This window comes from Streptomyces sp. NPDC053474, from assembly GCF_044544845.1.
In the GTDB taxonomy this organism is placed as follows: Bacteria; Actinomycetota; Actinomycetes; order Streptomycetales; family Streptomycetaceae; genus Streptomyces.
In genome coordinates this window covers 139,864-159,249 of the sequence record NZ_JBITXV010000002.1, presented here as the reverse complement: position 1 = coordinate 159,249, position 19,386 = coordinate 139,864, and the positions used below count along the sequence as shown (strand labels likewise).

Genomic DNA, 19,386 nt, shown 5'->3' with positions numbered 1-19,386 from the left:
CAAAAGAAGACACCCGGCGCGCGGGGCGCCGGGTGCCTCGGGGCGCCCCTAGGGGGCGCGGGGAACTGCGCGATCAGCCACGGAGAACCCGCAGCCGACCGATGAGGGGATCAGTCCTCGCTCGGCGCAGCCGGAAGCTTGGACTGGATGAGGTCCATCACGGAGGAGTCGGTCAGCGTGGTGACGTCACCGAGCTGGCGGTTCTCCGCGACATCCCGCAGCAGCCGCCGCATGATCTTCCCGGAACGGGTCTTCGGCAGCTCGGCCACCGGCAGGATCCGCTTGGGCTTGGCGATCGGGCCGAGCGTCGCGCCCACGTGGTTGCGCAGGTCCGCGACGAGCCCCTCGTCCTCGGCGTTCGCCGTGCCCCGCAGGATCACGAAGGCGACGATGGCCTGGCCGGTGGTCTCGTCCGCCGCGCCCACGACCGCCGCCTCGGCGACCGACGGGTGCGAGACGAGCGCCGACTCCACCTCGGTGGTGGAGATGTTGTGCCCGGACACGAGCATCACGTCGTCGACCCGGCCGAGCAGCCAGATGTCGCCGTCCTCGTCCTTCTTGGCGCCGTCCCCGGCGAAGTACTTGCCCTCGAAGCGCGACCAGTACGTGTCGATGAACCGCTGGTCGTCGCCCCAGATGGTGCGCAGCATCGACGGCCACGGCTCGGTGAGGACCAGATAGCCACCGCCGCCGTCGGGCACCTCGTTCGCCTCGTCGTCGACGACGGTCGCGGCGATGCCCGGCAGCGCGCGCTGGGCGGAGCCCGGCTTGGTCTCGGTCACGCCGGGCAGCGGCGAGATCATCATCGCGCCGGTCTCGGTCTGCCACCAGGTGTCCACGATCGGGCAGTTGTCACCGCCGATGTGCTTGCGGTACCAGACCCACGCCTCGGGGTTGATCGGCTCGCCCACAGAGCCGAGCACCCGCAGGCTGCTGAGGTCGAACTTCGCGGGGATGTCGTCGCCCCACTTCATGAACGTACGGATCGCCGTGGGCGCCGTGTACAGGATCGTCACCCCGTACTTCTGCACGATCTCCCAGAAGCGGCCCTGGTGCGGGGTGTCCGGCGTGCCCTCGTAGATCACCTGCGTCGCGCCGTTCGACAGCGGTCCGTACGTGATGTACGAGTGGCCCGTCACCCAGCCGATGTCGGCCGTGCACCAGTAGACGTCGGTCTCCGGCTTGAGGTCGAAGACGGCGTGGTGGGTGTACGACGCCTGGGTCAGATAGCCGCCCGACGTGTGCAGGATGCCCTTGGGCTTCCCCGTGGTGCCCGACGTGTACAGGATGAACAGCGGCTGCTCGGCCTCGAACGCCTCCGGGGAGTGCTCGGCCGACTGCCGCCCGACCACGTCGTGCCACCACAGGTCGCGGCCCTCGGTCCAGGCCACCTCCTGCTCCGTGCGCCGTACGACGAGGACCTTGTCGACGCCCTCCACCCGGCTCAGGGCCTCGTCGACCGCGGGCTTGAGCGCGGACGGCTTGCCCCGGCGGTAGCCGCCGTCGGCGGTGATGACGAGCTTGGCGTCGGCGTCCTTGATGCGGGCGGCGATCGCGTCGGCGGAGAAGCCGCCGAAGACCACCGAGTGCGCGGCGCCGATGCGGGCGCACGCCAGCATCGCCACGACCGCCTCGGGGATCATCGGCAGATAGACGGCGACCCGGTCGCCCTTGCCGACGCCCAGCTCCGTCAGGGCGTTGGCGGCACGGCTCACCTCGTCCTTCAACTCGGCGTAGGTGATGGCACGGCTGTCGCCGGGCTCGCCCTCGAAGTGGATGGCCACCCGGTCGCCGTGGCCCGCCTCGACGTGGCGGTCCACGCAGTTGTACGCGACGTTGAGCTTGCCGTCCTCGAACCACTTCGCGAACGGCGGGTTCGACCAGTCGAGCGTCTTGGTCGGTTCGGTGGCCCAGGTCAGCCGACGGGCCTGCTCGGCCCAGAAGCCGAGCCTGTCAGCCTTGGCCTGCTCGTACGCGTCCGCGCTGACGTTGGCCCGCGCGGCCAGATCGGCCGGCGGCGCGAAGCGACGCTCCTCCTTCAAGAGGTTGGCCAGGCTTTCGTTACTCACGACATCTCCCTTTCTCAGGGTGTCCGTTGTGTCCCAAGCCACAGCTCATCAGACACCCGGCCCTGGTGACAAGGGCTTGCCGGAAATTGGTTTAGACCTGTAAAGGGTGGCAGGTAGGGGGCGGTCGACATAGGCGGCGCGCCGGAGCGTGCGCGATCTTGCGTGCCCCCCCCCGGAGCGCGGAGCGGTGGGCCTCCCGCAGGGGAGACCCACCGCTGTCGGCCGGTCGGCGCGTTTCAGCCCGTCGGCGTGGCCTCCGCGCGGGGCGAGGGCCGCACCTGGTCTGGTCGGGGCGAAGGCCGCACCTGGCTGAACACCTCGTGCGGCAGGGGCCGGTCGCCGGGGGAGCCGCAGCGCGTGCCGGGCGCGCCGCCGGGACCCTCGGACAGCAGATAGGCCTGGGCCTCGCCGACGTGGAAGTACATCCCGTGCAGCTCCAAGGACCCCTCGGCGAGGCGTCGCGCGACCGCCTCGTGGGCCCGCAGATGCTCCAGCTGCTGGACCACGTTGGTCAGGCACAGCTGCTCCACCGCGTCCGCGGGCGCCCGCCCGGCGAGCCGCGGGGCGATCCCGCCGGAGGGCTCGGCGGTGCTGGACGCGGCCATCCGCTCCAGGCTCGGCAGACCGTGCCGCAGCCACCGCTTGAGCGGCGTCTGCGCCCCGGACGGCGGCGAGCTGAGCAGCGCCTGCATCGCCCCGCACCCCGAATGCCCGCACACGGTGATGGACTTGACCTCCAGGACGTCCACCGCGTACTCGATCGCGGCGGCGACCGAGTCGTCGCCGCTCTCGGCGCCGGGCAGCGGCACCAGATTGCCCACGTTCCGCACGACGAAGAGGTCGCCCGGGCCGCTGGACGTGATCATGGAGGTGACGACCCGGGAGTCGGCACACGTCAGGAACAGCTGCACGGGCCGCTGCCCCTCGCGGGCGAGCCGGGCCAGCTCTCCTCGCACCCGGGGGGCCGTGTGCTGCTGGAAGGCGCTGATGCCCTGGGCCAGTTCGTGCTGGTGGTGGGGGTGGTCGTGGGGGGCGTCGGGGGAGTGCTGCGGGGGCGCCTCGCAGTTGTGGTTGCGCCACGGCGTCCAGGGGCGGCAGCTGCAGTGGGCGATCCTGGCGGGCTCGGCGATCCGCTGGCCGCCACGGCCGGTGATCTCGGCCGTGCCGCCGTGCGCGGCGTGCGCGTCCTGCCAGCTCTGCAGCGTCTCGTACGCCGCGTGGTCCATGAAGGAGCCGTCCAGCTCCACGACGGCGTGCGCCCGGTGCGGGATGTGGTGCAGACAGCGGCTGAGGCGGGGCACGGCGAGGAACGTCAACTGGCCTCGGACGTGCACATGATGGACTCCTTCCGGGTCTTCGTCGCAGGTGATGCGGGTGCGGGCGAGGCGGTGCAGGGCCACGGCCACGGCGGCGGCGACGCCGAGCGCCACCCCTTCGAGGACGCCGAGCACGACCACGCCGAGGGTGGTGACCGCGTAGACCAGGATCTCGCGGTGCCGGGTGACGGTACGGATGTGGTTCAGGCTGACCATCTGGATGCCGACGGCCATGACGAGGGCGGCAAGGGCGGCGAGCGGGATCAGCTCCAGGACGGGCACGAGCAGCAGGGCGGCTACTACTACCCAAACGCCGTGCAGCATCGTGGAGTTCCTGCTGACGGCACCCGCCCGGACATTCGCCACGCTGCGCACCGCGACTCCGGCGACGGGGAGGCCGCCGAGCAGGCCGGAGACGATGTTCGACACGCCTTGGCCGCGCAGCTCGCGGTCGAGATCGGAACGGCCCACTCCGGGGGGCGGGCCCGGGCGGCCGGACGTGAGCTTGTCGATGGCGACCGCGCCGAGCAGCGACTGCACGCTGCACACCAGCGTGATCGTGAGCACGGCCGCCACCAGGCCGAGCGCGGGCCCTTCGGGCAGTCCGGCGAGCGCGTGGCTGCGCCAGGACGGCAGGTCGACCTTGTCCAGACGGAGCGCGGCGAAGCCCGCGAGCGCCGTGGCGGCGGCGACGGCTACCAGGGGCGCGGGCAGGACGCGCGCGGCGCGGCCCGCGCGCCCGGGCAGCCGCGGCCAGACGAGCAGCAGGAGGAGGGTCAGGAGGCTGATCGACAGGGCGGCCGGGCGCACCTCGGCCAACTGGGCGGGCAGCGCGCGGAGGTTGGCGATCACGGAGCTCTGCGGGGTGCCGCCGAGCACGATGTGCAACTGGGCGACCGCGATGGTGACGCCGATCCCGGCGAGCATGCCGTGTACGACGGCGGGGCTGACGGCGAGGGCCGTGCGGGCCACGCGCAGACAGCCGAGGCCCACCTGGGTGAGCCCGGCGAGGACGGTGATCGCGCAGGTGGTGCGCCAGCCGTAGCGCTGGATGAGGTCGGCGGTGACGACGGTGAGCCCGGCGGCGGGGCCGCTGACCTGGAGCGGGGACCCGGCGAGACGGCCCCCGACGACGCCGCCGACGGCCGCGGCGACGAGGCCCGCCTGGAGGGGCGCTCCGGTGGCCAGGGCGATGCCCAGGGACAGGGGCAGGGCGATGAGGAACACGGCGATCGACGCGGAGAGGTCGGCGCCCGCGATGCGGAAGGCGCGGCGCGGCGGTGGCGCGTGCGGCTGCCGGGCGCTTGCGGCCGGGGCCGAGTCGGTGGCGCGTGAGGGGACGCTGGCAGACATTTTCCCGACTCCTCCGGGGCGGCGCGGTCGCGGAACAGGTGGGCCTCCGACGGGCTGCCGGAGGGCGGGTCGCGGCCGTGGGTCACGGCGTTGCAGCGGCGGGACGACTCAACTCTCGGTAAACGAATCGTAATGCAGAGTAAAGGTCACGGCAGGATTTTCGGCGCAAATGGGGCAAGCGATCACCTCAACGAGTGATTAAGCCTATTCATCGGCTTGTCGTAATGGGGCTCCCGTACCTCTGTGCGAAGTTGCTCGGGTTCTGTCCCGATTCGTACGGAAGTAGGTGGGCGGATGGCCGCCAACCAGAGGACTGCCGCCGCGGCCGGGCTCGCCGCCCTCGTGGTCTGCGTCGCGGCCCTGGCCGGGTGCGGGAGTGGCGCGTCCGACACGAAGAAGAGTGCGCGCGAGGGCGCGCACGGCGCGAAGAAGCCGGCTGGTGCCGCCGCGCCCAAGTCGCCGGTCCGGCTGATCGGCGACGGCTCCACGGCCTTCACCGGCAAGCAACCGCTACTGCCCCGGCCGGAACGCCTCGGACCGGGTCAGAAGCCACCACAGTTCGTGGTCTTCTCCTGGGACGGCGCGGGCGAGGACGGGCAGAAGCTCTTCTCGCACTTCCGCAAGGTCGCCAAGCGCAACAACGCCACGATGACCTACTTCCTCAGCGGCGTGTACATGCTTCCGCAGGAGAAGCGCGGGCTCTACAAGCCGCCGCAGCACCTGGCAGGCAGCTCGGACATCGGCTTCAACGACCGCGAGGGAATCAAGGACACCGTGGACCAGCTCCGCGGCGCCTGGCTCGAGGGCAACGAGATCGGCACGCACTTCAACGGCCACTTCTGCGGCGCGGGCCGGGGCGTCGACGAGTGGTCCGTCGACGACTGGAAGAGCGAGATCCAGCAGGCCAAGTCCTTTGTGAAGGCCTGGAAGACGAACGCGGGCATGAAGAGCGCCCTGCCGCTGCCCTTCGACTACGACAAGGAGCTCATCGGCGCCCGCACCCCCTGCCTCGAAGGCCGGAAGAACTTCATGCGGGCGGCGCGCGAACTCGGCTTCCGCTACGACACCAGCGGGGTGAACAACCAGCTCTGGCCCGAGAAGAAGGAGGGCCTGTGGGACCTGTCGATGCAGCTCGTCCCCGTCCCCGGGCGCGGCTTCGAGACGCTCACCATGGACTACAACTTCATGGTGAACCAGTCCGGTTCGACCTCCCAGGGCGATCCGTCCCGGCATGAGTACTGGGGCGACCAGATGCGCGACGGCCTCCTCAAGGGCTTCGACCGCGCCTACTACGGCAACCGCGCGCCCCTGATCATCGGCAACCACTTCGAGTCCTGGAACGGCGGCACGTACATGCGCGCCATCGAGGAGACCATCGAGCGGGTCTGCACCAAGAGGGACGTGCGGTGCGTGTCCTTCCGGCAGCTCGCCGACTGGCTGGACGCCCAGGACCCGCAGGTCCTCGCCAAACTGACCAAGCTCGGCGTCGGCAAGGCCCCCAAGGAGGGCTGGCCCGCCTTCCTCTCGGCCCGCCCGGCCCCGGCGCCCAAGGGGGTCCCGGGGGCCGAACCGGCCAAGAGGTAGCGGCGAGCCGCCCGTGGGGGACCGCCCGCCTGTGGGCCCCGGCGGGGGCGCCTCCGGCGGGGCCTCTCAAGCCGTGGCGACCGCTTCCTCGCGCAGGACGAAGTCGGGGTCGACCTGGGACGCCAGGTCGGCTCCGGTCCTGGCGTTGCCCCAGCTCTGCGCGTTCTTCAGGTGGAAGTGCACCATCTGGCGCGTGTACCGCTCCCAGTCGCGGTGCTCGTACGTGGCGTCGACGGCGTCCTGGAGCGTCCGCAGGGCGGCGCGGGTGGTGTCCTCCAGGAGGGCGAACCGGGGCGGGCGGCCCTTCTCCATGGAGCGCACCCAGTCCGAGTGCCCGACGGTCACCAGGAGGTCCTCGCCGACCTGCTCGCGGAGGAAGTCGATGTCGTCCTGGCCCTGGACCTTGTTGCCCACGACCTTCAGGGCGACGCCGAAGTCCAGTGCGTAGTCCCGGTACTGGCGGTAGACGGAGACCCCCTTCCGGGTCGGCTCGGCGACGAGGAACGTCATGTCGAAGCGGGTGAACATTCCGGAGGCGAAGGAGTCCGATCCGGCGGTCATGTCGACGACGGCGTACTCGTCACGGCCGTCGACCAGGTGGTTCAGACACAGCTCCACCGCTCCGGTCTTGGAGTGGTAGCAGGCGACACCGAGGTCGGATTCGGTGAACGGCCCGGTGACCATCAAACGCACGGCGCCGCCGTCGAGTTCCACCGGCCGCGCGCACGCGTCGTACACCGGGTTCTGCTCGCGGAGCCGCAGCAGCCGGGAGCCGTCACCGGGCGGTGTCGTCTTGATCATCGTCTCGGCGGAGGCGATGCGCGGGTTGGCACCCCGCAGATAGTCCTTGATGAGCGGCAGCCGCGCGCCCATGGCGGGCAGCTCGGCGGCCTGCTCGTCATCGAGGCCGAGCGCGGCGCCGAGGTGCTGGTTGATGTCGGCGTCCACCGCGACGACGGGTGCGCCGGTGGCGGCGAGGTGTCGGATGAAGAGCGAGGACAGCGTGGTCTTGCCGCTGCCACCCTTCCCCACGAAAGCGATTTTCATGGTCGGTTAGCGTAGTGGCGAGCCCTGCGGCACACCGGTCCTTGAGTGAAGAAGACCACTCCTTCGTGGGGCGGCGGCCCCGAGTGCGTAGGGTCGTACTCATGAGTACGACACCTGATCCGCTGGCTCCCCTGGGCGCCCTGCCCGGCGTCCCGGAGGCCGTGGACTCCGTGCGCAAGGCCGTGGACCGCGTCTACGGACACCGGATCATGCGCCGCCGCAGCAACGAGATCACCTCGGAGGCCGCGCTGCGCGGAGCCCGTGGTTCCGCCGCGCTGTCCGGTGCCGCGTGGGCGCTCGAAGAGGTGCGCAGGCGCAGCGACTTCAGCGGTGACGCCGAGGCGCGCGTCGTGGGCGCCGCGCTGCGGCTCACGGCCGAGGCGGGGCAGCTGCTCTCGATCTGGCGCCAGTCGCCGCTACGGGTCCTCGCGCGGCTGCATCTGGTCGCGGCGGCCGACTCGGACGAGGCGGCTGGCCGTCCACGCCTCCCGGGCGAGCCGGTCGACGAGCCCCTGGACGGGCCCGTGGCCGCGCTGGCGCTGCCGGACGCCGACGAGGTGGCGGGGCGCCTGGAGGGGCTCTCGCGCATCGTCGTCGCGGGCAGTTCGGCACCCGCCCTGGTGACGGCGTCCGTCGTGCACGGGGAACTGGCGGTGCTGCGGCCCTTCGGCTCGCACAACGGTCTGGTCGCGCGTGCGGCCGAGCGCGTGGTCCTGGTGGGCAGCGGGCTCGATCCGAAGTCGGTCTGCCCGGCCGAGGCAGGCCACGCGGAGCTGGGGCGCGACGCCTACGCGGCGGCGCTCGCGGGCTACGCGTCCGGGACGCCGGAGGGGGTCGCCGCCTGGATCGCCCACTGCGGCAAGGCCGTTGAGCTGGGTGCCAGGGAGTCGACGGCGGTGTGCGAGGCGCTGCAGCGGGGCGCTGCCTGAGGTGTGCGACCGGCCCTGAACAGGGTTGCGGCGGTACGAGATGTCGTACCGCCGCTGGCATGTCCACCGGGTTACCAAGCGTCCTCGAATCATGTGCCCATCAGGTCGGGAACTTTGCCCGTCACCTGGTGCGGCTGGCCCGTAATCGACGGGTCGACGTCGCGTGGGTGCTCGGTGTTCATGCTTCGGTCCGTGGGGCCAATTCTGCGGTTGAAGGTAATCCTCTCGGATGTCCTTGGTCTCGCGGGCCGTTGACTCCTTTGTACTACTGTCCTGGGGGAAGCGGAAGCCCTGGCCGCACTTCTTTACTTTTAGGTTCAAACAAGGGTGAATCGGACGGGGCTTTCCGGTCGCCCCTCGAAGCCTGGGTGCATCCCCACGCGCGCGTGTCAGCTCGCTGCCGCGGCGCGGCGTCGGGTGGCGAGCCAGACCAGGCCCGCGGTGGCCGCCGCGGCCCCCACCGCCGCCGCGGCGACGAGCGCCGGGCGCGGCGGCGCGGGCAGCCGCTGCTTGAGCCGCACCGGGCGGTGGAAGTCCAGGATCGGCCACTCGCGCGCGAGGGCCTCGCGGCGCAGCGCCCGGTCGGGGTTGACGGCGTGCGGGTGGCCCACGGCCTCGAGCATCGGCATGTCGGTGAACGAGTCGCTGTAGGCGTAGCAGCGCTCCAGGTCGTACCCCTCCGACTCGGCGAGCTCCTTGATCGCCTCCGCCTTCGTCGGGCCGTACGCGTAGTACTCCACCTCACCCGTGAAGCAGCCGTCGGGGCCGACGACCATCCGGGTGGCCACCACCCGGTCCGCGCCGAGCAGTTCACCGATCGGTTCGACCACCTCAGCGCCCGAGGTGGAGACGATGACGACGTCCCGCCCGGCGGTGTGGTGCTGCTCGATGAGCGAGGCGGCCTCGTCGTAGATGAGCGGGTCGATCAGGTCGTGCAGGGTCTCGGCGACGATCTCCTTGACCTGCTGCACGTTCCACCCCCGGCAGAGCGCGGACAGGTACGCGCGCATCCGCTCCATCTGGTCGTGGTCGGCGCCGCCGGCGAGGAACACGAACTGGGCGTACGCGGTCCGCAGTACCGCTCGGCGGTTGATCAGGCCGCCTTGGTAGAACGACTTGCTGAAGGTGAGGGTGCTCGACTTCGCAATGACCGTCTTGTCCAGGTCAAAGAAGGCGGCCGTGCGAGGCAAGGAGTGGTTTTCCACGAGCCCGAGCATAGGCGCCCACCATTCGGCGTAAGCTGAGGCGCGTGGGTTTGCCTGAGAAGGCTCTCGGGTACACCATGGAAGTCACGGATCGTTCGCGACCGTGCTAACCCGGTCTGGCTCCTCCCCCCCCCGAGTCGGACCGAGGGGACGACCCCCGCTCTCCCCCCCGGCGGGGGTCGTCGCATGTCCGGATGGGTTTTCACCCCCGGTTTCTGATCTTAAATGCTCGCTGAGCGCCCTCGTGGGCCGCTTTGGCGGTGCTGAGCCCTGCCCAAGATTCATCACTGTGTGTAGTCGCGGCGCTGCGCTGCGGAAGTCGTTCGGGTCCTCACCGGTATGGGTGACGGAGATATTCACAGCCCCCGTCTTCTCCACAGTTATTGACCAAGATCCACACGATTTCCGGGAGCGCAGCACGCTGATTCCGCTCGTGAAGTTCATGGCCGGATTCCATTGGCCGGTCTCCGCGGGCTCGGATCCGGATGCGCACAGGCGCGCATTCGAAGGACTTGCAGCGAGAGGGGGCTGGAGATCGTGGGCGGAGTCATTGCGGGCGACGCGTCGCCGCCGTCCGACGGGCGGCCGGGCGCACCACTGATCGTCACCGAGGACGCGGACCTGCTGGATGACCTGCTGCGGCTGTGCGCCGCGGCGGGTGCGCGACCCGAGGTGCACCACGGGGTGCCGGAGCGCGAGGGCGGCAGGGACACCTGGGCGTCGGCCCCGCTCGTCCTGGTCGGGGACGACGCGGTGGACCGGGTGCGCGGAGCCGCGCGGCGGCGCGGGGTCGTACTGGTTGGGCGGGATCAGGACGATTCCGACGTATGGCGGCGCGCGGTGGAGATCGGCGCCGAGCAGGTCCTCGTCCTGCCGGACGGCGAGCAGTGGCTGGTGGACCGCATCGCCGACGTGGCCGAGGGCGTGGGGCGGCCCGCCCTCACCCTCGGCGTCATCGGCGGCCGGGGCGGCGCCGGGGCCTCCACCCTGGCCTGCGCGCTCGCCGTCACGGCGGCGCGCGCCCGGCGGCGCACCATGCTCATCGACGCCGACCCGCTGGGCGGTGGGCTCGACGTCCTGCTCGGCGGAGAGACCGCGGACGGGCTGCGCTGGCCCGCCTTCGCCCAGTCGCGCGGCCGGGTCGGCGGCGGCGCCCTGGAGGAGTCGCTGCCCCAGTTGCACGACCTGCGGGTGCTCAGCTGGGACCGCGGCGACACCGTCGCCGTCGCCCCACAGGCGATGCGGGCCGTCCTCGCCGCGGCCCGCAGGCGCGGCGGCGTGGTCGTCGTGGACCTGCCGCGCCGGGTGGACGAGACAGTGGGCGAGGCGCTCGCCCAGCTCGACCTGGGCCTCCTGGTGGTGCCGCGCGAGCTGCGCGCGGTGGCAGGGGCGCGCCGGGTCGCGTCGGCCGCGGGCATGGTGCTGCGGGACCTGCGGGTCGTGGCCACCCCCGGCCGGTCCGGGCGCGGCGCGCTCGACGGCGGTGACGGGCTCGACGCGGGCGAGGTCGCGCGCCTCCTCCAGCTGCCCCTCATCGGCGAACTGCCCTGGGAGCACGGCCTCGTGACGGCCCAGGACGGGGGGCAGCCACCCGGTGGCCTGGCGCGCGGACCGCTCGCCCGGTTCTGCGCCGCCTTCTGGGAGCAGCTTCCGGCCGACGCCACTGGAGGGCGCGTATGAACGCGGTCGTGGGCGCCCGCATGCTGGACGGCGTACGCCAGTGGCTCGCCGCGAACGGCACGGAGCCGACCCCGGCCCGGGTCGCCGAAGCCCTGCGGGCGCAAGCAGGCGTCCTGGGGGACGCCGAAGTCCTCGGGGCGGCAGAGCAGTTGCGCTCCGAGCTCGTGGGCGCGGGCCCGCTCGAACCCCTGCTCGCGGACCCTTCGGTGACCGATGTGCTGGTGTCCGCGCCGGACCGGGTGTGGGTGGACCGCGGCGGCGGCCTGGAGCTCACGGAGGTGGCGTTCCGGGACGCGGCTGCCGTGCGGCGGCTCGCCCAGCGGCTCGCGGCGGTCGCGGGGCGGCGCCTGGACGACGCGCGGCCCTGGGTGGACGCCCGCCTTCCGGACGGCACCCGGCTGCACGCCGTCCTGCCCCCGGTCGCCGTCGGCTCGGCCTGCCTGTCGCTGCGGGTCGTGCGGCCGCGGGCCTTCACCCTCGCGGAGCTGACGGCCGCGGGCACGGTGCCGCCCGGCGGCGAGCGCGTCCTGCGCGCCCTGCTCGACGCCCGTCTGTCGTACGTGATCAGCGGCGGCACGGGCAGCGGCAAGACGACACTCCTGAGCACCCTGCTCGGCCTGGTCGGTCCGGGGGAGCGGATCGTGCTCGCCGAGGACTCCGCCGAGCTGCGCCCCGAGCACCCGCACGTGGTGCGCCTGGAGACCCGGCCGGCGAACCAGGAGGGCGCGGGGTTCGTCGGCCTCGACGACCTGGTGCGCCAGGCCCTGCGGATGCGGCCTGACCGGCTCGTCGTGGGCGAGGTCCGGGGCGCGGAGGTCGTGCATCTCCTGGCCGCGCTCAACACGGGCCACGAGGGCGGCTGCGGCACCCTGCACGCGAACGCCGCGGCGGACGTCCCGGCCCGCCTGGAGGCCCTGGGTACGGCCGCGGGGCTCGACCGCGCGGCCCTCCACAGCCAGGTCGCGGCCGCGCTCTCGGTGGTCATCCATCTCGCCCGGGACCGGGCAGGGCGCCGCCGTGTGGCCGAGGTGCACGTCCTGGAGCGGGACGCCACCGGGCTCGTGACGACGGTGCCCGCGCTGCGGTGGGGCGAGCGCGGCTTCGTCCAGGAGCGTGGCTGGCGTCGGTTGAGCACCCTGCTCGGAAGCCGGGGTGAGACCGCGTGAGCGCGGCGATGGCATGGGGCGCGGCGCTGTGCGCGGGCGGTTCGGTGTGGCTTCTGGGAGGGCGCGCCCGGGTCCGGGAGCTGCGGCGGGCCAGGCTGGCGCTCGCGGTGCCCGGGACGGCGGGCCCCGGGCCCTTGTGGCACCGGGCGGTCGCGGGGGCGCGCGACCGGCTCGGTGGCCGTGTGGGGCCCGAAGTGCGGGTCCTGGTGGGCGGCTTGGCCATCGCGGTCCTGGGTGAATCGATGGTGCCGCTCGTCGCGGGGGCGGTCGGCGTGCCCCTGGCCGGGCGGCTGCGCAGGGCCCGGGAGGCCCGCAGGGAGCGGGAGCGGCGGACGGACGCGGTGATCGCCCTGTGCGGGGCGCTCGCGGGCGAGGTGCGCGCGGGGCGCCAGCCGGGCGAGGCACTGCGGACGGCCACGGAAGGCCCCACGGCGGGCCGGGCCGATCCGAGGGCCACAGGGCCGACGCTCTCCGGTGGGTCTCTGAGGCAGGGGCTCGGTGGGGAGTGGGCCGGGGTGCTCGCGGCGGCGCGGTTCGGCGGGGATGTGCCGGGGGCGCTGCGCGAGGCCGCCCGGGAGCCCGGTGCCGAGGGGCTCCTGGGGCTCGCGGCCTGTTGGCGGGTGGCCGTCGACCGGGGCGCGGGGCTCGCGACGGGCCTGGAGCGGCTGGAGGGCGCCCTGCGGGCCGAGCGGGACCAACGATCCGACCTGCGGGCGCAGTTGGCGGGCGCCCGGTCGACGGCCGTGCTGCTCGCCGGGCTTCCCGCACTCGGCCTGCTGATGGGCAGCGCGCTCGGCGCCCGGCCGCTGCGGGTGCTGCTGCACACGGGAGCGGGCTTCGGCTGCCTCCTCGTGGGCGGGCTCTTGGAGGGCGCGGGTGCCTGGTGGGCGCTGCGGATCATGCGAAAGGCGGAGGGGTGATGAGCGGGGCCGAGGTTTTCCACAGGCTGGGGGTGGCTGTGTGGTCGGCGGTGGCGGTGCTGTGGCTGGTCCTCGTGGCGACGGCGGCCCGGCGTGAACGGGCCCTGGGCCGACGCGTGGTGACCGCTCTGGGCGGGCAGGGGCGGGCGGATCGCTCCTGGCCGTGGACGCCGGAGTGGCGCGGGCGGTGGCGTGGCGGCCTGTCCGGGCGGCGGGACGTGCTCCGCGTGCGGCTCGCCGTGGTCGGTGCGGTCGCCGCCGGGTGGGCGCTGCTCGGCGGGGTGACGGGCCTTGTGGTCGGTGTGGGGCTCGGCTGTGCCGTGGCGCGGATGGGGCGGGGCTCCGTCGAGGAGGCGGAGTTCGACACGGCTGAGGCGGCGCGGCAACTTCCCTTGGCTGCCGACCTGGTGGCGGCGTGCGTGGCTGCCGGGGCCGGGCCGGTCGTGGCGGCCCAGGCCGTCGGGGAGTCGCTGCGCGGGCCGGTCGGTGAGCGGCTCGCGTGGGGCGCGGCACAGGTGCGGCTCGGCGGTGAGCCCGCGGACGCCTGGCGGCAGTTGGGCGCCGTGCCGGGCGCCGGGGCGCTGGCCCGGCTCCTGGAGCGGGCGGGGGAGTCCGGCGCGCCCGCGGCCGCCCCCGTGGCCCGCCTCGCCGCGGACTGCCGGGCGGAGAGAGCCCGCGAGGCGACCGCCCGAGCGCGTCGGGCCGCGGTCGCGATGACGGCGCCGGTGGGGCTGTGCTTCCTGCCCGCGTTCATCGCGCTCGGGGTGGTGCCGGTGGTCATGGGCCTCGGGGGAGCGCTGCTGAGCGCGCGCTGAAGGGGCGCCGTCGGCCGCGCGGAGGAGGAGCGGCTGCGAGCCGAGAAGAAAGCGGAGTGGCTGCGAGCCCGGAAGGAAGAGGGCTGTGAGCAAGGACAGGAAATCTCGAATCTCAACGAGGGGACATCTCATGGGGGTTGGCATGTCGGGACAGGGACGGGTCCAGGAGAACGGGCACGGGTGCGGGTACGGCTCGGCGCGGGCCTGGGTGACCCGCCGATGGGCGGGGACGCGCACCAGCGCACGAGATGCCGGAATGGCAACGTCCGAGTACGCCATGGGACTGATCGCGGCCGTGGGTTTCGCCGGGCTGCTCTACAAGGTGGTGACGAGCGGGCCCGTCCACGCCGGGTTGCAGGCGGTGGTGGAGAGGGCGCTCCATGTGCAGTTCTGAGGCGTGGGCGGCCGGAGAGGGCGCCTCCGGGCAGGCCAGGGACAGAGTTGCTGGAGGGGTCGGACCGGGCGGGTCCGGGAGGCGGGGCGACGCCGGGTTCGTGACGGCGGAGGCGGCCGTGGTCCTGCCGACCCTGGTGCTGTTCACGATGGGGCTCCTGTGGGTCCTCATGACCGCGTCCGCGCAGATCCAGTGCGTGGACGCGGCCAGGGCGGGGGCTCGGGCGATGGCCCGTCAGGACCCGCAGGACACGGCCGTGGCGGCGGCCCTGCAGGCGGCCCCGCGCGGCGCGCACGTCGCCGTACGCCGGGACGGGGACCTGGTGCGGGTCGAGGTGGTGGCACCGTCACCGGGCCCGCGGCCCTTGGGGCTCGGCGTGCGGCTGCGCGCGGAGGCCGTGGCGTTGGCGGAGGACGCGGTGGGGGCGGGCGCGGCGGGGGTGGGCACGTGAGACGGGCCGGGTCGCGGGCGGACCGGAGCGCTGCCCCAGTGGGCCCGGGTGGTGCCCAGGTGGGCCGGAGCGCCGCCCAGGTCGACAGGGGTGCCGCCACGGTGTGGGTGGTGGTCGTCCTGGCCGTGCTCTGCGTGGCCACCGGCGCCGTCCTGGCGATGGCGCAGGTGACGGTCGCCCGGCACCGAGCGGGCGGCGCCGCGGATCTGGCGGCGCTCGCGGCGGCGGACCACTGGACGGCCGGGCCCGACGAGGCCTGCGCGCGGGCGGTCCGGGTGGCGCGGGCGCAGGGCACGCGGATCGTGCGGTGCGAGGTCCGGGGCCAGGTGTCGGACGTGACGGCGGCGGCGGAGCTCGGACCGTTCACGGCGGAGGTCAGATCACGGGCGGGGCCCGCGATGCCGACGGGTCCTGCGGGGCTTTCAGGTCACATGGGGCCCAGGGTGCCAAGGAGTCGCATGGAGCCTGGGGGCCTCGTGACGAGCCCTGGACCGGTGAAGCCTCGCGGAAATCCCGGGCGGGGCCCAGGCGGCGCCCCTGGAGGGGGCCTGGCTGGCGCTGTGGGGCCGGAGCCGATCGGCACTCGCGCACAAGGCCCGGACGGCACCCCTGAGTGGGGCCGGGTCGGCGCTCCAGCGCGGGGCCCGGTTGGCGCTCCCGCGCAGGAGCCAGTCGGCGCTCCCGCGCAGGAGCCGGTCGGCACCCGCGCGAAGGGCTCGGTCGGCGCCCCCAGCCAGGGCTCAGTCCACCGGCGCGTCCTTCAGGAGGGTGGTGAGCAGGCGGACCGCGCCGCGTTTGTGCAGGGGCTCGTTGCCGTTGCCGCACTTGGGGGACTGGATGCACGACGGGCACCCGGCCTCGCACTCGCAGGACGCGATGGCCTCGCGGGTGGCGGTGAGCCAGGCGCGGGCGGTGTGGAAGGCGCGCTCGGCGAACCCGGCGCCGCCCGGATGACCGTCGTACACGAAGACCGTCGGGAGGAGCGTGTCCGGGTGCAGCGGCACGGAGACGCCGCCGATGTCCCAGCGGTCGCACGTGGCGAAGAGCGGCAGCATGCCGATGGAGGCGTGCTCGGCGGCGTGCAGGGCGCCGCCGAGGATCTCCGGGTTGATCCGGGCCGCGTCGAGCTGGTCCTCGGTGACCGTCCACCACACCGCCCGGGTGCGCAGGGTGCGCGGCGGCAGGTCCAGCTTGGTCTCGCCGAGCACCTCGCCGGTGATGAGCTTGCGACGCAGGAAGGAGACGACCTGGTTGGTGACTTCGACGGATCCGTAGCAGAGGCGGCCGGGCCCCCAGGGGATCTCGGTGTCGGTGTCGAGGACGGAGATGGCGGTGGTGTCGCGGGCGGTCGTCGAATAGGGCGGGACGGCCTCCTCGACGAGCGCGACGGAGTCCTCCAGGTCCAAGTGGCGCACGAGGTACGTACGGCCCTGATGGAGGTGGACCGCGCCCTCGTGGACGGTCGTGTGCGCGGCGGAGGCGTCGACGGTGCCGAGCAACCGCCCCGTGCCCTCCTCGACGACCTGAACGGGGCGGCCGCCCTCGCCGCGGATGTCCGTGAGGTCGGCGGCGCGCTCGCGGCGGGTCCAGTGCCAGGCCTTCGTGCGGCGGCGCAGCAGCTTCGCGGCCTCCAGCTGCGGCATCAGCTCCTCGGCGGTCGGTCCGAAGAGCGGGAAGTCCTCCTCGGTGAGGGGCAGTTCCGCGGCGGCGGCACACAGGTGGGGCGCGAGGACGTACGGATTGTCGGGATCGAGAACGGTCGACTCGACGGGCTGGTGGAACAACGCCTCGGGATGGTGGACGAGATACGTGTCCAGGGGATCGTCGCGGGCCACGAGCACCGCCAGGGAGCCCTGCCCGGAGCGCCCGGCGCGGCCCGCCTGCTGCCACAGCGAGGCCCGCGTCCCCGGATAGCCCGCGATGAGGACGGCGTCCAGGCCGGACACGTCCACGCCGAGTTCGAGGGCGGTGGTGGCGGCGAGGCCGAGGAGTTCGCCGGAGTGCAGGGCCTGTTCCAGGGCGCGGCGTTCCTCGGGGAGATAGCCGCCCCGGTAGGCGGCGACGCGGCGGGCCAGGGAGCGGTCGACCTCGCTGAGGCGCTCCTGGGCGATCACGGAGATCAGCTCGGCGCCGCGCCGGGAGCGTACGAAGGCGACGGAGCGGACGCCCTGCACCGTCAGGTCGGTGAGCAGGTCGGCGGTCTCGGCGGTGGCGGTGCGGCGCACCGGGGCGCCCTTCTCGCCGTGGAGCTCGGTGAGCGGCGGCTCCCAGAGGGCGAAGACGACCTCGCCCCGGGGCGAGCCGTCGTCGGCGACCTCGGTGACGGGCAGGCCGGTCAGGCGCCGCGCGGCCACGGCAGGCTCCGCGGCCGTGGCGGAGGCGAGGAGGAATACGGGATCGGAGCCGTAGCGGGCGCACAAGCGGCGCAGGCGGCGGAGGACTTGGGCGACGTGCGAGCCGAAGACGCCGCGGTAGGTGTGGCACTCGTCGATGACGACGTAGCGCAGGGCCCGCAGGAAGGAGGACCAGCGGGGGTGGGACGGGAGGATCCCGCGGTGCAGCATGTCGGGGTTGGTCAGGACGTAGTTGGCGTACTGGCGCACCCACTCGCGTTCCTCGACGGGGGTGTCGCCGTCGTACACGGCGGCCCTGACGGCCGGGCCGAGCGGTTCGGCCAGGGCGCGCACGGCGCGGCGTTGGTCGGCTGCGAGGGCCTTCGTGGGGGCCAGGTACAGGGCGGTGGTGCCGCGCCCGTTCGCGGCCTCGGCGCCGTCCAGGAGGGCGGAGAGCACCGGTGTGAGATATGCCAAGGACTTGCCGGACGCGGTGCCGGTGGCGACGACGACGGACGTGCCGTCAAGCGCGTGTTCGGCGGCCCGTGCCTGGTGGGCCCAGGGGTGCTCGATTCCGGCCTTCTGGACGGCGGCGACGACCTCGGAGCGGATGCGATCGGGCCAGACGGCATAGCGGGCCGCCCTCGGGGGCAGGTGCTCCGTATGAGTGACGCGCGCAGCCCGGCTCGGCCCCGTGGTCAGACGGTCCAGGACCGTCTGCGGGGAGACGTGTGCCGGGGTGTCCGCCGAGGGTCTTCCGGAAGGGGAAAAGTTGGCCATCGGCATCGAGTGTGTCACTGGCGGGATGGACAATGGTCCGAAGGCGTCGTGCACGCCTGCCCGTAAGTGATTGAATGCCATCGCGGCTGGCGATCCGTCCCGGGGGCGTGGGCCGAGGTGTCCCGAGGGGCGACCGCTCGATAGCAAGGTGCTGGAGGATCCGTGGACCTGTCTCTGTCGACCCGTACCGTCGGCGATCGTACGGTCGTCGAGGTCGGTGGCGAAATCGATGTTTATACCGCGCCCAAGCTGCGCGAGCAGTTGGTCGAGTTGGTGAACGACGGCAGTTTCCATCTGGTCGTCGACATGGAGCGCGTGGACTTCCTCGACTCCACCGGACTCGGCGTGCTGGTCGGCGGCCTGAAGCGCGTGCGGGCCCACGAGGGCTCGCTGCGCCTGGTGTGCAACCAGGAGCGCATTCTCAAGATCTTCCGCATCACCGGCCTGACCAAGGTGTTCCCGATCCACACCTCGGTCGACGAAGCGGTCGCGGCCACCGACTGAGCCGGACGCCCCGGCAGGTCCGGGGTTTCCGGGCTCCGTCCCGGAGTGGCAGTACGGCGGGGGGCCGGGCCGACGGCCCGGCCCTTCGACAGCACGCGTGTATGTCCGAGGGGGATGCATGGCCACCGTTGAACTCCGCTTCAGCGCGCTGCCCGAGCACGTCAGGACCGCCCGACTGGTGGCGGCCGCGGTGGCGCGACGGTCCGGAGTGGACGAGGCCGTCCTCGACGAGGTCAGGCTCGCGGTTGGCGAGGCCTGCACTCGTGCCGTGGGGCTGCATCAGGCCGCCGGGATCACCGCGCCCGTGCGCGTCGCGCTGGTCGAGGAGGAGAAGCAGTTCTCCATCGAGGTCGGTGACGAGGCGCCGCGCGTCGTGCCCGCGGCCGCGTCGGGCGGTCGGCCCGGCGCGGAGGACCCGGAGGCCGAGGGCGAGGACGAGATGGGCCTCGCGGTGATCAGCGGGCTCGTCGACGACGTGGAGGTCACGGCGGACGAGGGCGGCGGCCTGATCCGCATGAGCTGGCCCACGACGCCCTAGCGACACCCCGGCCGCGCCCCCCGGCCAACGCGGGCCAACGCTTTGCCGAGCCGCGCATCGAGAGACACCCCAGCGGGGGCTCCCCGCCGAGGTTCCAGCGGGGGTTCCCAGCGGGCTTCCCACGCGGCGGGCTCCACCCGCGATGCCTCCCACTCGCGCCTTGCACGCGGGATCCGGCGATGCCCCCCCCACGAGGGCCGCAGCGAGACCTCCCAGCCGAGCCCCACGCGGGCCGCAGCGAGCTTTCCGGCCGAGCCCCAGGCGGCCTGCGGGCCGTGCGCCCCGCCCAGCGCGGCGCACCC

Annotated in this window: 15 protein-coding genes and 1 pseudogene; 11 read left to right on the top strand and 5 right to left on the bottom strand. The window is 73.3% G+C overall.

Going from position 1 to position 19,386, the window contains the following annotated elements; translation table 11 throughout:
• Positions 1 to 110 precede the first annotated feature (110 nt).
• Positions 111 to 2,111 carry an acetate--CoA ligase gene (gene acs, locus ACIG3E_RS04310; protein ID WP_399611053.1) on the bottom strand — a complete coding sequence of 667 codons (2,001 nt, stop codon included), beginning with the start codon at positions 2,109 to 2,111 and terminating at the stop codon, positions 111 to 113.
• 194 nt (positions 2,112 to 2,305) lie between these two features.
• A complete protein-coding gene (locus ACIG3E_RS04305; RefSeq protein ID WP_399611051.1) occupies positions 2,306 to 4,738 on the bottom strand; it encodes a bifunctional SulP family inorganic anion transporter/carbonic anhydrase in 2,433 nt (810 codons plus the stop codon).
• A 294-nt stretch (positions 4,739 to 5,032) separates the two neighbouring features.
• Between ACIG3E_RS04305 and ACIG3E_RS04300 the strand changes: the two genes are divergently transcribed.
• Positions 5,033 to 6,322, top strand: a complete 1,290-nt coding sequence (locus tag ACIG3E_RS04300) for a hypothetical protein (protein WP_399611049.1) — start codon at positions 5,033 to 5,035, stop codon at positions 6,320 to 6,322.
• A 66-nt stretch (positions 6,323 to 6,388) separates the two neighbouring features.
• Here the strand turns inward: ACIG3E_RS04300 and ACIG3E_RS04295 are convergent, their stop codons facing one another.
• Entirely contained in the window at positions 6,389 to 7,369 is a 981-nt protein-coding gene (locus ACIG3E_RS04295; RefSeq protein ID WP_399611047.1) for an ATP-binding protein, read from the bottom strand.
• Positions 7,370 to 7,470: 101 nt separating this feature from the next.
• Between ACIG3E_RS04295 and ACIG3E_RS04290 the strand changes: the two genes are divergently transcribed.
• On the top strand, positions 7,471 to 8,298 hold the full coding sequence (locus ACIG3E_RS04290) for an oxidoreductase (RefSeq protein ID WP_399611045.1): 828 nt from the start codon (positions 7,471 to 7,473) through the stop codon (positions 8,296 to 8,298).
• 389 nt (positions 8,299 to 8,687) lie between these two features.
• Here the strand turns inward: ACIG3E_RS04290 and ACIG3E_RS04285 are convergent, their stop codons facing one another.
• Positions 8,688 to 9,515, bottom strand: coding sequence for an HAD family hydrolase (locus tag ACIG3E_RS04285; protein ID WP_399611043.1), 828 nt, complete (start codon positions 9,513 to 9,515; stop codon positions 8,688 to 8,690).
• A gap of 525 nt (positions 9,516 to 10,040) precedes the next feature.
• On the opposite strand from ACIG3E_RS04285, the gene ssd reads away from it, so the two are divergent.
• From ssd to ACIG3E_RS04250, 7 genes and pseudogenes are all read left to right on the top strand, one after another.
• The gene (ssd, locus tag ACIG3E_RS04280) at positions 10,041 to 11,183 is read left to right on the top strand and encodes a septum site-determining protein Ssd (RefSeq protein WP_399611040.1); all 1,143 of its coding nucleotides are present in this window, start codon (positions 10,041 to 10,043) and stop codon (positions 11,181 to 11,183) included.
• Positions 11,180 to 12,349 (top strand): TadA family conjugal transfer-associated ATPase, encoded by a 1,170-nt coding sequence (locus ACIG3E_RS04275; protein WP_399611038.1) that lies wholly within the window; start codon positions 11,180 to 11,182, stop codon positions 12,347 to 12,349. Before ssd ends, ACIG3E_RS04275 begins: the two co-directional genes overlap by 4 nt.
• Before the next feature lie 8 nt (positions 12,350 to 12,357).
• A complete protein-coding gene (locus ACIG3E_RS04270; protein WP_399612158.1) occupies positions 12,358 to 13,269 on the top strand; it encodes a type II secretion system F family protein in 912 nt (303 codons plus the stop codon).
• The gene (locus ACIG3E_RS04265; protein ID WP_399611035.1) at positions 13,269 to 14,084 is read left to right on the top strand and encodes a type II secretion system F family protein; all 816 of its coding nucleotides are present in this window, start codon (positions 13,269 to 13,271) and stop codon (positions 14,082 to 14,084) included. The genes ACIG3E_RS04270 and ACIG3E_RS04265 overlap by 1 nt, the downstream gene beginning before the upstream one ends.
• A gap of 256 nt (positions 14,085 to 14,340) precedes the next feature.
• Positions 14,341 to 14,478 carry a DUF4244 domain-containing protein gene (locus tag ACIG3E_RS04260; protein WP_249401845.1) on the top strand — a complete coding sequence of 46 codons (138 nt, stop codon included), beginning with the start codon at positions 14,341 to 14,343 and terminating at the stop codon, positions 14,476 to 14,478.
• Positions 14,479 to 14,578: 100 nt separating this feature from the next.
• On the top strand, positions 14,579 to 14,929 hold the full coding sequence (locus ACIG3E_RS04255; RefSeq protein ID WP_399611032.1) for a TadE family type IV pilus minor pilin: 351 nt from the start codon (positions 14,579 to 14,581) through the stop codon (positions 14,927 to 14,929).
• Positions 14,926 to 15,312 (top strand): annotated as a pseudogene (locus ACIG3E_RS04250) (Rv3654c family TadE-like protein); the annotation flags it as partial. The gene ACIG3E_RS04255 and the pseudogene ACIG3E_RS04250, both read left to right, overlap by 4 nt.
• 357 nt (positions 15,313 to 15,669) lie before the next feature.
• Here the strand turns inward: ACIG3E_RS04250 and ACIG3E_RS04245 are convergent.
• Complete coding sequence (locus tag ACIG3E_RS04245; protein ID WP_399611030.1) at positions 15,670 to 18,123, bottom strand: DEAD/DEAH box helicase; 2,454 nt, start codon at positions 18,121 to 18,123, stop codon at positions 15,670 to 15,672.
• A gap of 81 nt (positions 18,124 to 18,204) precedes the next feature.
• Between ACIG3E_RS04245 and bldG the strand changes: the two genes are divergently transcribed.
• On the top strand, positions 18,205 to 18,546 hold the full coding sequence (gene bldG / locus ACIG3E_RS04240; RefSeq protein WP_030677886.1) for an anti-sigma factor antagonist BldG: 342 nt from the start codon (positions 18,205 to 18,207) through the stop codon (positions 18,544 to 18,546).
• A gap of 118 nt (positions 18,547 to 18,664) precedes the next feature.
• Complete coding sequence (locus ACIG3E_RS04235; protein WP_242720453.1) at positions 18,665 to 19,084, top strand: ATP-binding protein; 420 nt, start codon at positions 18,665 to 18,667, stop codon at positions 19,082 to 19,084.
• Positions 19,085 to 19,386: the final 302 nt, after the last annotated feature.

What these genes read in the sequence shown, in the direction of transcription:
- ACIG3E_RS04305 (WP_399611051.1), bottom strand. Translation starts at nt 4,738, where the DNA reads ATGTCTGCCAGCGTCCCCTCACGCGCCACCGACTCGGCCCCGGCCGCA.
- ACIG3E_RS04300 (WP_399611049.1), top strand. Translation starts at nt 5,033, where the DNA reads ATGGCCGCCAACCAGAGGACTGCCGCCGCGGCCGGGCTCGCCGCCCTC.
- ACIG3E_RS04295 (WP_399611047.1), bottom strand. Translation starts at nt 7,369, where the DNA reads ATGAAAATCGCTTTCGTGGGGAAGGGTGGCAGCGGCAAGACCACGCTG.
- ACIG3E_RS04290 (WP_399611045.1), top strand. Translation starts at nt 7,471, where the DNA reads ATGAGTACGACACCTGATCCGCTGGCTCCCCTGGGCGCCCTGCCCGGC.
- ACIG3E_RS04285 (WP_399611043.1), bottom strand. Translation starts at nt 9,515, where the DNA reads ATGCTCGGGCTCGTGGAAAACCACTCCTTGCCTCGCACGGCCGCCTTC.
- ACIG3E_RS04275 (WP_399611038.1), top strand. Translation starts at nt 11,180, where the DNA reads ATGAACGCGGTCGTGGGCGCCCGCATGCTGGACGGCGTACGCCAGTGG.
- ACIG3E_RS04270 (WP_399612158.1), top strand. Translation starts at nt 12,358, where the DNA reads ATGGCATGGGGCGCGGCGCTGTGCGCGGGCGGTTCGGTGTGGCTTCTG.
- ACIG3E_RS04265 (WP_399611035.1), top strand. Translation starts at nt 13,269, where the DNA reads ATGAGCGGGGCCGAGGTTTTCCACAGGCTGGGGGTGGCTGTGTGGTCG.
- ACIG3E_RS04260 (WP_249401845.1), top strand. Translation starts at nt 14,341, where the DNA reads ATGGCAACGTCCGAGTACGCCATGGGACTGATCGCGGCCGTGGGTTTC.
- ACIG3E_RS04245 (WP_399611030.1), bottom strand. Translation starts at nt 18,123, where the DNA reads ATGGCATTCAATCACTTACGGGCAGGCGTGCACGACGCCTTCGGACCA.
- ACIG3E_RS04235 (WP_242720453.1), top strand. Translation starts at nt 18,665, where the DNA reads ATGGCCACCGTTGAACTCCGCTTCAGCGCGCTGCCCGAGCACGTCAGG.